General features: G+C 64.7%; 9 protein-coding genes and 2 pseudogenes. 6 read left to right on the forward strand and 5 right to left on the reverse strand.

Translation table 11 applies throughout. From position 1 onward, the window contains the following. The first annotated feature begins 400 nt into the window (after positions 1-400). From VEI45_RS11850 to VEI45_RS11860, 3 genes are all read left to right on the forward strand, one after another. A complete protein-coding gene (locus VEI45_RS11850) occupies positions 401-1498 on the forward strand; it encodes an AMP-binding protein (RefSeq protein ID WP_324853343.1) in 1098 nt (365 codons plus the stop codon). Next, positions 1495-2859 (forward strand): aldehyde dehydrogenase family protein, encoded by a 1365-nt coding sequence (locus VEI45_RS11855; protein WP_324853355.1) that lies wholly within the window; start codon positions 1495-1497, stop codon positions 2857-2859. The genes VEI45_RS11850 and VEI45_RS11855 overlap by 4 nt, the downstream gene beginning before the upstream one ends. A gap of 67 nt (positions 2860-2926) precedes the next feature. Further along, a complete protein-coding gene (locus tag VEI45_RS11860; protein WP_324853345.1) occupies positions 2927-5596 on the forward strand; it encodes a TIR domain-containing protein in 2670 nt (889 codons plus the stop codon). Here the strand turns inward: VEI45_RS11860 and rpmE are convergent. Both rpmE and VEI45_RS11870 read right to left on the reverse strand, forming a co-directional pair. Continuing rightward, positions 5597-5777 (reverse strand): annotated as a pseudogene (rpmE, locus tag VEI45_RS11865) (50S ribosomal protein L31). It abuts the gene before it with no gap. Then, a pseudogene (locus VEI45_RS11870) lies at positions 5777-6253 on the reverse strand (GTP-binding protein); the annotation flags it as partial. The pseudogenes VEI45_RS11870 and rpmE, both read right to left, overlap by 1 nt. 115 nt (positions 6254-6368) lie before the next feature. Here VEI45_RS11870 and VEI45_RS26470 point away from each other — a divergent pair. After that, complete coding sequence (locus VEI45_RS26470) at positions 6369-6509, forward strand: hypothetical protein (protein ID WP_414687462.1); 141 nt, start codon at positions 6369-6371, stop codon at positions 6507-6509. On the opposite strand, the gene VEI45_RS11875 is transcribed toward VEI45_RS26470, so the two are convergent. Further along, positions 6495-7346 carry an NmrA family NAD(P)-binding protein gene (locus VEI45_RS11875; protein WP_324853347.1) on the reverse strand — a complete coding sequence of 284 codons (852 nt, stop codon included), beginning with the start codon at positions 7344-7346 and terminating at the stop codon, positions 6495-6497. The two genes, VEI45_RS26470 and VEI45_RS11875, sit on opposite strands and share 15 nt — an antisense overlap. 12 nt (positions 7347-7358) lie before the next feature. After that, on the reverse strand, positions 7359-8123 hold the full coding sequence (locus VEI45_RS11880; RefSeq protein WP_324853357.1) for an SDR family oxidoreductase: 765 nt from the start codon (positions 8121-8123) through the stop codon (positions 7359-7361). A gap of 104 nt (positions 8124-8227) precedes the next feature. Here VEI45_RS11880 and VEI45_RS11885 point away from each other — a divergent pair, with 104 nt between their 5' ends. Next, complete coding sequence (locus tag VEI45_RS11885; protein WP_324853349.1) at positions 8228-9595, forward strand: adenylate/guanylate cyclase domain-containing protein; 1368 nt, start codon at positions 8228-8230, stop codon at positions 9593-9595. A 60-nt stretch (positions 9596-9655) separates the two neighbouring features. Continuing rightward, the gene (locus VEI45_RS11890; RefSeq protein ID WP_324853351.1) at positions 9656-10402 is read left to right on the forward strand and encodes a class I SAM-dependent methyltransferase; all 747 of its coding nucleotides are present in this window, start codon (positions 9656-9658) and stop codon (positions 10400-10402) included. 20 nt (positions 10403-10422) lie between these two features. Here the strand turns inward: VEI45_RS11890 and VEI45_RS11895 are convergent, their stop codons facing one another. After that, positions 10423-11313 (reverse strand): SDR family NAD(P)-dependent oxidoreductase, encoded by an 891-nt coding sequence (locus VEI45_RS11895; RefSeq protein ID WP_324853353.1) that lies wholly within the window; start codon positions 11311-11313, stop codon positions 10423-10425. Between the last annotated feature and the right edge of the window lie 42 nt (positions 11314-11355).

Here is an 11355-nt window from a genome sequence, read left to right on the forward strand (position 1 = left end):
GGCATCGTGGCCTGGCAGTGCTGCACCAGCTTGCCTGCTCCGGAGACGGAAAACGTCGAAGTGCGCAGCAGCCACCTCGGATACGGCCACAACGTGCAAACGCTGTCGGTGATTGCCGACCGTCTCGCCCAACCGGAAAACCGCTGGCGGCCGTTCCAGGCCTGAACCTCCAAAGAGCTAACCAGGCTGCTTCCTCGGCCACGTAGGGGTTGCTCATCGATGTCGGTGCGCGTGCTTCTGTTACGCGAAACCCGGGCGCGTGTTGTTCCAGTCCGGGAGATGTCGGTTTGGAAAATTGTGCTGCTACAAGCCGTGAACGGCGTACGAAAAACCTTCCCGGTTTAGCCGATGGCTGCCTGTCGATTGCTCGGGCGATCTGGCCTGCGACATGATCGGTGGCATGGCCGATGTCGATTTTTCATTGCTGGATGTGCCGCGGTCGGCGCCGGTTGACGACCCTGATGCGTACTTACGCGCAGCGATAGCCTGGCACTTCGGCGAAGATACCGGCTGCACGTTCTGGTTGCGGGCGGCGCGCAGCTTGAACTTCAACCCGTTGACCGACGTCAACACGTTCGCGGATTTGCGGCTGTTCCCCAACTTGCTGAACGAACTGCGCAGCGTGCCCATCGCAGAGCTGATCCCGCGTGGCTACGGATCGCCGCCGCCGGTGCCGCAGATCTTCGAATCCGGTGGCACCACGGGTGCGCCCAAAAGGACTGTGCAGCTGCCAGATTGGATCGAGCAAGTTATCCGATGGCAAACCGAGGACTTCGACACCGGCGGCTTCCTGCACGGCCGTGATTTCGTCTGCATGATGCCGAGCGGGCCACACGGCGTGGGCTACTTTTCTCGTCTGGTCTCGCAGCGGCTCGGCTCGGTTTTTCACGCGATCGACCTGGATCCTCGCTGGGTCAAGAAGATTACCGCCCGCAACGCCACCTGCGAGGTATCAGGCTACGTCGACCACCTCATCGAGCAGGCCGTCCACATTCTTCAGACCCAAGACGTGGCGAATCTGCACACCACTCCTCCGCTGCTCGAGGCCATAGCCCGCAACGATCACGTGGCCAACCTGGTGAACGAGAAGATCCGCTTCACGTTGCTCAGCGGCGCGCACGTGGACCTCGACACGCTCGACTTGCTCCGCGAAATCTTCCCGAATACGGCGATCACCATGGTGTTCGGCAGCACGATGATTCTTTCGCAAGCGGTCACCCGCCAGGACGGCGACGGTGAGCCGTTCGTCTTCGATCCGCGCACGCCGTATGTGGTTTTCTCGGTGGTGGATCCCGACACCGGCGAAGAAGTGCCCTACGGACAACGCGGCCAGGTGGTGATGAACCACATCAGCAAGGGCATGTTCCTGCCGAACAACCTGGAGCGTGACAGCGCGATCAGGATGCCCGGACCTGAAGGCCAAGTTGGCGATTCGCTCAGCGAGGTAAAGCCCGTCGCAGCTTTCGAAGGCGAGCCCGTCATCGAAGGCGTTTACTGATGCGCATCGATGCGCTCGGCCCCAATGGCGCGTACCAGACCCGCAACCGCGAAATTGTCGCGACCACCGCCGGTGTCGCGGTTGTCGATCTCAGCATCGTGCCGCCGCTGTATGTCTCGCGCACCATCAGCGCTCAACGCAACACCCGACCGCTGCCAGCGGAACAACGCGAAGCCGCGTTGGCCAAGGCCGCGGACGCTTTCGCAACCGGGGTGATCGCGGGGCTGGACTTCGACACTTACGCCGAGCTGGCCAGCCGGATTTCCGGGGTTCCGATCGCGGTAACCCGTTCGAGCGCCCGCGGCGTCGCCGACGCTGTCGCCTCGGCATTCGGTGTGGCGCAGCTGGCCCGACCAAAGGGCGCTGTCCCGGATTGGCGCGACGAGCGCACCCGCGACGGTGCTGCGGTGTGGGTGCGGCGGGGCGACGTGTTCGGCGTACTGGCCTCTGGAAACGGCCCGGGAGTGCACGGGCTGTGGCCTCAGGCGCTCGCGCTTGGATACCGGGTGGCCGTCCGCCCATCACGCCGCGAGCCGCTCACCGCGCACCGGTTGGTTCACGCTTTGCGGGAAGCCGGATTTCGCCCGGAAGACGCAACATACCTGCCTACGGATCATCGCGGAGCCGACGAGATCATCCGGTCGGCCGACCTCGCCATGGTCTACGGAAGTCAAGACGTCGTCGACAGGTACGCCAACGACCCGACGGTGTTGGTCAACGGCCCGGGCCGGGCCAAGATCCTTATCACCGCCGAGCAGGACTGGCGCGACTACCTCGACGTCATCACCGACTCGATCGCCAACCTGGGCGGTATCGCGTGCGTCAACACGACCGCCGTGCTTTACGAGGGCGACCCCGCCCCGCTAGCCCATGCGATCGGCGAACGGCTATCGGCGATTCCGGTGCTGCCTACTGAGGATGAGCGAGCGACCCTGCCCACCCAAAACATCGACCAGGCAAAGGCTTTGGCGAGTTATCTGGCGGCCACGGCAGCAGGCACCACCCCGGTGCTCGGCTCCGATCAGGTGGTCGCAGCGCTGACCGACGGCTGCGCCGCACTGCGCCCGGCCGTGCACCTGATGGCCAAACCCGACGCCGCCAAGCTCAACGTAGAGCTGCCGTTTCCGTGTGTTTGGGTCTCGCCGTGGTCGCGCTCCGACGGTGTGGATCCGCTACGGCATTCGTTGGTGATCAACGCGATCACCAACGATGAAGAGCTGATCGACGATCTGCTCGCCGAGCCGACCATCGCCAATCTGTACCGCGGCCAGCACCCCACGTACTACGGGGCGCCCCAAATCCCGCACGACGGGTTTTTGGCCGATTTCCTGATGCGCAACAAAGGCGTTATTCGCGACTGAAACCACGGTCGAAGAAGATTTTTGCGCTTCTGCGCCGGCCCGGTTCGCCGACTGGCAAAGTGAGCCCGTGGCCGCCAAGCCCGCACCAGATGCGACGGAGCCTGCGGATCACCCGCCGACAGGGCCGTCAGCGTCGTTCGATTACGACGCGTTTTTGTCCTACACGCATCGGGACCGGCCCGCGGTTTCGGGTATTCAGAAGGGTCTGCACCGGATTGGGCGACGGCTGGGTCAGTTGCGGGCGCTGCGGGTGTTTCGCGATGACACCGATCTGACGGCCAACCCGGACTTATGGGGCCGCATCGTCGATGCGCTGGATCGGTCCCGGTTTTTCATCGTCACGCTTTCGCCGCAGGCAGCCCAATCCCATTGGGTCAACCAGGAGATCAGCTATTGGTTGCAGCATCGGGGCCTCGATCAGCTGATGTTCGTGCTGGTCGACGGGCAGCTGCACTGGGACCAACAGACCGCGCGGTTTGACCCCGAGGCCTCCAACGCGGCGCCACCAGTGCTCACCGAGGCCGGTGCGCTGCCCTTCGAGCCGCTGTTCATCGACGTCAGCAACGACGCACCGTGGGATTACCGCGCGCCGGAGTTCCGCGAGAAGGTGACCGCGCTGGCCGCTCCGATTCACGGCAAGCCCAAAGACCAACTCGCCAGCGATGATCTGCGCGAGCAGCGGCGCTTCCGGCGCCTGCGGGCAGCAGCGGTCGCGGGGCTGGCTGTCCTGACTGTCGTCGCGGTCATCGCCGCGGGCGTCGCGGTCGTCCAGCGGCAGGAGGCCATCCGACAACGTAACCAGGCGATCTCGCAGCGGCTGAACTCCGACACTCAGTCGATGCTCGCCTTCGCCAGCGCCGGCGGCGACACCCGCGCCTTCCAGGAACTGCTCGCCGCACGAACACTGGTCAACACGCCCGACAACGGCGCACTGCTGCATGCGCTGGCCATGCGCTTCAACACGGTCAAGATGACCGACACGGCCGCTGAGATCAACAAGGTTGCATTCAGTCCTGACGGGCATCGCATCGCCACCGCCGAGGACGACAAAACCGTGCGGCTCTGGGATGCCACCACCCTGCGCCCGATCGGCGAACCCCTGAGAGGTCACACCGACAACGCGTTCGCGGTCGCCTTCAGCCCCGACGGGCATACCTTGGCCAGCACCGGCGGAAACGACGGCAGCGTGCGGCTGTGGAACGCCGACACCGGCCAACCCATCGGCAAACCCCTGATCGGAGGCCAGGGATCCGTTGCGCCCGTAGCGTTCAGTCCTGACGGACACCGGTTGGTCGCGGGCGACGACACCACGCTGCGGTTGTGGGACGTCGACACCCGCACACCGATCGGAGCGCCGCTGACCGGTCACACCGGACTCGTCATGAGCGTGGCCTTTAGCCCGGACGGGCACCGCATCGCCTCCGGCGACGGGGGCAACGACGACACCGTACGGCTGTGGGACGCCGACACCGGCCAACCCATCGGCCAACCCCTCACCGGGCACACCGACGAGGTCCTCAGCGTGGCGTTCAGCCCCGACGGGCACCGCGTCGCATCCGGCAGCAAGGACCACACCGTACGGCTGTGGGACGCCGACACCGGCCAACCCATCGGCCAATCCCTCACCGGGCACACCGACACGGTGTTCGGTGTCGACTTCAGTCCCGACGGACGGCGGCTGCTCTCGGCGAGCTACGACGCCACCATTCGGACATGGAATCCCGACACCGGACGACTCCTGGTGCCACCGCTCGTCGGCCACGCCGGCGCGGTATTCAGCGCAACATTCAGTCCCGACGGTCAGCGCATCGCGTCCGGCGGGGCCGACAAGACCTTGCGAGTCTGGGACGCCGACCAGCCGATGGCCGGACATACCTGGAACGTCATGAGTGTGGCGTTCAGCCCCGATGGGCATCGGTTGGTTTCCGGCAGCTGGGATAAAACGCTGCGGCTGTGGAACGCCGACACCGGCCAACCTATCGGTGCGCCGCTGACAGGACACACCGACGAGGTATTCAGCGTGGCGTTCAGCCCCGACGGCCACCGCATCGCCTCCGGAAGCTACGACCAGACGGTGCGGCTATGGAACGCCGACACCGGCCAACCCATCGGGAAACCACTGACCGGGCACACCAGCTTTGTAGCCACGGTGGCATTCAGCCCCGATGGACATCGGATCGCCTCGGGAAGCTCCGACAACACGATTCGGCTGTGGAACGCCGACACCGGCCAACCCATCGGCGCACCACTCACCGGTTCCGGCGCCTTGGTGAGAAGCGTGGCGTTCAGCCCCGATGGGCACCGGCTGGCAAGTGGGGGCGCCGACCAGACGGTGCGGCTATGGAATCCCGACACCCGGCAGCCCATCGGCAAACCGCTGACTGGACACGGCGGCGGGGTAGCGAGCGTGGCATTCAGCCCCGACGGGAAGCGCATCGCCTCCGGCAGCGACGACAAAACCGTCCGGCTGTGGAACGCCGACACCGGTCGACCGTTGGCGCCGCCACTGAGCGGCCATACCGGCGCGATACACAGCGTGGCGTTTAGCCCCGATGGCCGACGCGTCGCCTCCGGGAGCGACGACCAGACAATCCGGTTTTGGACCGTAGATCCCGCGCCCGACCTGATCTGCGACAAGCTGACCGCCAACATGAGTCACAGCCAGTGGGCCGACTGGGTGTCACCGGTGATCGGATATCGCGCCGTGTGTTCGGGGCTGCCGATACCGCCAGACTGATCAGCGCTGGCGGTAACGTCGGTAGAACCTTTCCACTCGACCGGCGGTATCGAGCGCGCCGTGCGCCGGTCCAAAACGGGTGCGAGTCGCAGGACACTTCGACCGCCGTGAGAAACAACGCCCCGGTAGTGGCGTCTTGAAATACCACCGGATGGTGTTCGGGATGGATGCCAGGTTTCATCAGACTTCTCCGTCGCTCTTGCGGCGTGCCGTGAATTCCCCTGCCATATCGGGTGTTTCGTAGCAGGGGTCCTCGTGCCAGTCACCGAACGGATCGTCGTAGCGGCTCCAGTTCTGCGGGCAGGCCATCTCGTCGTCGTTGAGCAGCGCGCCATTCAACGCATCGACGATCTCGACCGGGTCGGCGCCGCATACCAGGATCGTCATCGAGGTGTGCCGATCGCCGAACCGGTACTCCCACATCAGATCCGCGAACGCCCGCCGTTCCGGGTCGACGTATGCCACTTCAGATGCGGTCATGGCCGCCAACCACTTTCCGGCGGAGGCAACCCGCAACCCGCCGCCCGCTGATTCGAGCCACATCACTTGGTCGTCGCGGTTGGCCAGCCACAGTCGACCACGGGTGCGAACCACCCCGTCGAGCAGCAGATCGACCGCGGCGTGCAGACGTTGCGGGTGGAAGCACTGCGGCCCGTGAACGACTGGTCGTGGAAAGACTGACCGACGGTCACATGAAACGCAAGAAACGCCAATGCCGTTCGAACCCGAGGCCACCCTTGCTATAAATCATGTCGGACTAACCGATCCAGACATGCATGCCGCGATCGATTGGTACGGCGAGGTTTTTTGGTTTTCCGCTGTATCAGTGGTAAGCGCACTTACTCGACGGAAATTTCGTTGGTATCGATCGAGCTATTCCAGTTCATCACAATTTGCCTTAGCGAGAAGCTAGTTCGCGGAAGTAGTCCTTCAGTGACCGGGGTTCCCGGCGCAGGATCGAGCGCAACACCAGGGGGTTACCGCCCGGCAAGCCGTGCTTGTCGTAGTGGGCCATCATGCGGCTCATGCCATCGCGGAACGGCCCTTCGGGCAGCTGTGATGCGAACTGCTCCAACGGTATCTGCACCGTGGTAATCGGTCGGCCGAGGACGTCGCTGATGATCTCGGCGGTTTCGTGGCTGTCCTGCATTCCCGGCGCGCACAATTCGAATGTGCCGTAGCTGAGCTCGGTACCGGTCATCGCCATCGCGGCGACCTCCGCGACGTCGCGGTAGTCCACCGAGCACATCTTGGCCGACAACGAGTAAGGCTGCGCCAACCGGTCGTGCTCGACGACGTCGTTCCACGACCGCTCGAAATTCTGCATGAACCGCGCCGGCTGCAGCACCGTGAAATCCAGCTCCGAGCTGTAGAGCGCCTCTTCCACAGGCAGCTTCGCGGCGGCGTGATTCGTCATCGCCGAGATCGACGGGTGAATGACACCGGAGAACACGAACTTTCGCACCCCGGCGGCTCGAGCGGCGTCGACCATGGCCACGCCCATTTCCGCTTCCCCGGCCGCATGTGCCGGGCCGATGTGGAAGACACCATCCATCCCTACGAAAGCGTCAGAGAGGGAAGCCGGTTCGGTGAGGTCCCCGATGGCGACCTCCGCGGCGCCGTTTTGTCGGGCAACTTCTGCCCGTTGCTGATTACGCACCAAAGCGCGCACCGAAACGCCGCGTTCGATCAGCTCACGCAACACCCAGTGCGCATGACGCCCGGTTGCCCCGACCATCAATACCCGCATCGCTGCCCTCCCTCACTGGCCCAGCGTCGCGGTCATCATCTGGTTGAATCCGGGGTAGATGTCGTCGTATCGCCCATCCCGCTCGGCGAACCGGAACCCCTTGACCCGCTCCACGACGATCTCATCGGCCTGCGGCTGGGTCTCCAACAGCGTCATCGTCTCGGTGATGTACTCATCCAGCGGCATTGCCCTCGGGTTGAATCCGCGCTCGCCCTGCAACGCGGTCTGCACCTGCGGCGGAATGATTTCGATCACCTGGACCGAGGTCTCGCGAAGCTGAAAACGCAGCGACTGGGTGTAGGAATGCATCGCTGCCTTGGTCGCGCAATACGTCGGTGTGAGCGCGCTCGGCATGAACGCCAGCCCGGACGTGACGTTGAGGATTGCCGCATGCGGCTTTCCGAGCAGCGACTGCAGCAATGCCGCGGTGAGCCTGATCGGTCCCAGCAGATTGATGTTGACCGTCTGCTCCGCCGCGCCGGCGCCAGGGGTAGTGAGGTTCTCAACGCGCTGGATGCCGGCGTTGTTGACGACGACGTTGAGGTCCGGGTAGTTGTCGGTGAGCTGGATGGCGAATCGCCGGATGTCGCCGGGGTCGCTTTGATCCAGCGACAGATACTGCATGCCCGGGTTGGCTTCGGCCACCGCCCGAAGCGGTTCGAGGCGTCGGCCCGCGATGATGACCTGGTTGCCCAACCGGTGAAATGACTCGGCCAGGCCGCGGCCGATCCCGGTGCCGCCTCCGGTCACCAGGATCGTGTTGCCCGTCATCTGCATGGCGTTCTCCTCCCGCTGCTGTCTGATACCTGCATACCCGTCACCGTGGACCCACCGCATGACGACCTGATAATCACGTCGGTGCGCTGAACTAACCTGTAACGGTGGCGCAGGTTCCGCGGACTCGCTACGCAACTTGTAGCGAAGTCGACATCGCTTACCAGGTGCTCGGCGATGGCCCGACCGACATGCTGGTGCTGCCTGGGCCGTCCATCCCGATCGACACGATCGATGCCGAGCCGTCGATGTACCGCTTTCACCGGCGCCTGGCCTCCTTTAGCCGAGTGATCCGACTCGACCAGCGCGGGGTCGGCCTCTCGTCGCGGGCCCCGTCGCTGGACCTGATCGGACCGAAGTTCTGGGCGAAAGACGCCATCTCGGTGATGGATGCGGTCGGATGCGAGCGGGCGACGATTTTCGCCCCCGGGTTCGCCTCGATGACCGGACTCATTCTCGCGGCCGACTATCCGGAGCGCGTGAGCAACCTGGTGATCGTCAACGGCGCGGCCCGTACCCTGCGTGCCCCCGACTATCCAATGGGGTTCGAAATCATCGACGACGACCCCTACACGACGGTCGCGATGGAACCGGATGCTGTCGACCAGGGCTTCGACATGCTCGGCTTCATCGCTCCCGGCATGGTCGGCGACGACGCGTTCCGCGCTTGGTGGGACATGGCCGGCAACCGGGCCGCCTCACCCAGCATGGCCCGCGCCATCATCCTGACCGTCAGGCATTGCGATGTCCGCGACACCCTGGCACGTATTACCGCACCGACGCTGGTTCTGCACCGCGAAAACTCGGAGTTCTGCCCAATAGCCAACGGCCGTTACATCGCCGAGCACATCGGCGGAGCACACTTCGTCGAGCTGCCTGGAGCAGATGCCCTCTATTGGGTCGGCGACACCGCGCCGATGCTCGACGAGATCGAAGAGTTCGTCACCGGCGTACGAGGCGGCTTCGGCGCCGAGCGGGTGCTCACCACGATCATGTTCACCGACATCGTCGGTTCGACCGAGCGCGCCGCCGTGCTCGGCGACGACCGGTGGCGAGACCTGCTGGACAGCCACGACACCATCGTGCGCCACGAACTTGAACGGTTCGGCGGTCGCGAAGTGAACACGGCTGGCGACGGATTCGTCGCGACCTTCACCAGCCCCAGTGCGGCGATCGCGTGTGCCGACTCCCTAGCCGACGCGATCCGGGTGCTGGGGATCGAGGTACGGGTAGGCATTCACGCTGGCGAGGTCGAAGTGCGCGGGGCCGATGTGGCCGGGATGGCCGTGCACATCGGTGCGCGCGTCGCCGCGCTGGCGGGGCCCAGCGAAGTGCTGGTGTCGTCGACGGTGCGCGACATTGTCACCGGTTCGCGCCACCGGTTCGCCGACCGCGGCGAGCACGAGCTGAAAGGGGTGCCGGGCCACTGGTGCCTCTGCGCTCTCGAGCGGACGCTCGCAACGGTCAAGCAGTAGTGAGCAGGCCCACGATTACTTCACAGCCAGGACATAAGTTGCGCCGCTAGTCTCGGCGCCATGCCACCGCGACTGAACCTGTTCACTAATCGCGAGCGCGCCAACTCATTTGGCGGCGCGGCGCAGAACTACGACACACACCGTCCGCGCTATCCCGACCAAATGATCGACGACGTGCTGGCGCCTGGCGTTCGCCGTGTTCTCGAGGCAGGCGCCGGCACTGGTATCGCCTCGATGCAGTTCATCGAACGAGGCGCCGATCTCCTTGCGGTCGAGCCCGATACCCGGATGGCCACGGTTGCCCAGGCGAAGGGTATCCCGCTCGAGATCGCGACATTCGAGCAGTGGGATCCCGCGGGGCGTCGATTCGACCGGGTGGTCTTCGCCGCGTCGTTTCATTGGGTTGATCCGGCGGTGGCGCTACCGAAGGTGCGTGACATCCTCAGCGACGGCGGCAAATTGGCGCTGATCTGGAACCGGTTGAGACCAACCAACCCCACCCGTGCAGATTTCGAGTCGATCTACCGGGACTACATGAACGTCGATCGGCGCAGCGCCGACGGCAATCCCGACGAAATCGTCGACCTGCTCACCGCCGCAGGCTTCACCGTCACCCAGCGGCGCTATCCGCATGACCTGCACTATTCCGCACAACAGTGGGTCGATATCGCGTTCACCTTTTCCCATCAGCTGATACTTCCCGCCGACAAGGCGTCCGAACTCCGGGCAAGGCTAGTCGACCGAATCGGGTCCGCGGGCGTGGCGGTCGGCGGCGACGCAGTGGCGATCCTCGCCACGCCGGCATAGCCGCCGCTGCTGCGCCGTAGTTAAACCAAAAGGCTTGTCCCGGTTTCCTTTTCGGCGAACTCGAACACCTTCGCGGCGGCTTCGTAGTCACACGCGACGACGGACCGGCCGATCAGGACCGGCCCGCCCCTGAGACCTAGCCGGCCGTCGACGCCGACATAGCTGCCCGGCGGAATCGGTTCGCTGATGCAGTACAGCGTCGGCGCGGCGCCTTCGTCGATGTCGTTGCCGAATCTGCTTGCCAACGTCTCGACCACGCGATGAAAACCCGCCATCAGTGGCTTGTCGGATACGTGGGACAGATTGGAGGCCACCCAACCCGGGTGCGTGAGCTGGGTCGTCACCCGGGACTGCGCGGCGCGCAAGCGGCGGTCGAGTTCGAGGCCCCAGAGCATCACCGCGAGTTTCGAACGCGCATACGCCGGGTACGCCGCCCAGCGGTGCAAGCGCAGATGCATGTCGTCGAGCCGCAGGGTCGCCGATTTATGGGCATCGGACCCGACGTTGATGATCTGCGAGCGCACCCGCCCGAACAGCAGGTTGGTCAGCGCGAACGGCCCCAAAAAGTTTGTGCCCATTGTCATCTCGAATCCGTCGATAGTGTCGGCTCGGTGCTGGGTGATTCCTCCGGCGTTGTTGATCAAAATGTCCACGTCGCCGTCGAGCAGATCGGGAAACGCGCGGACCGTCGAGAGGTCGGCGAGATCAAGTTTGACGACCGACGTGGAGCCGCCGATCTCGGCGGCGCGCTCTGCGCCCAACTCGGTGTTGCGGACCGCCATGATCACGTGCGCGCCCGCGCGGGCGAGAAGACGCGCGGTGCCCAGGCCCACGCCGTTGGTTGCTCCGGTCACGATGATGCGTTTGCCGGTCAGGTTGCCGAGTCGGCTCGGCGACCACGCTGTCGTCACTGTGTTTCTCCCTCGTCAAGCCGAGACTAGCGTTGCGGAAAC

Origin of the sequence: Mycobacterium sp., from assembly GCF_035623875.1 — a bacterium.
Taxonomy (GTDB): domain Bacteria; phylum Actinomycetota; class Actinomycetes; order Mycobacteriales; family Mycobacteriaceae; genus Mycobacterium.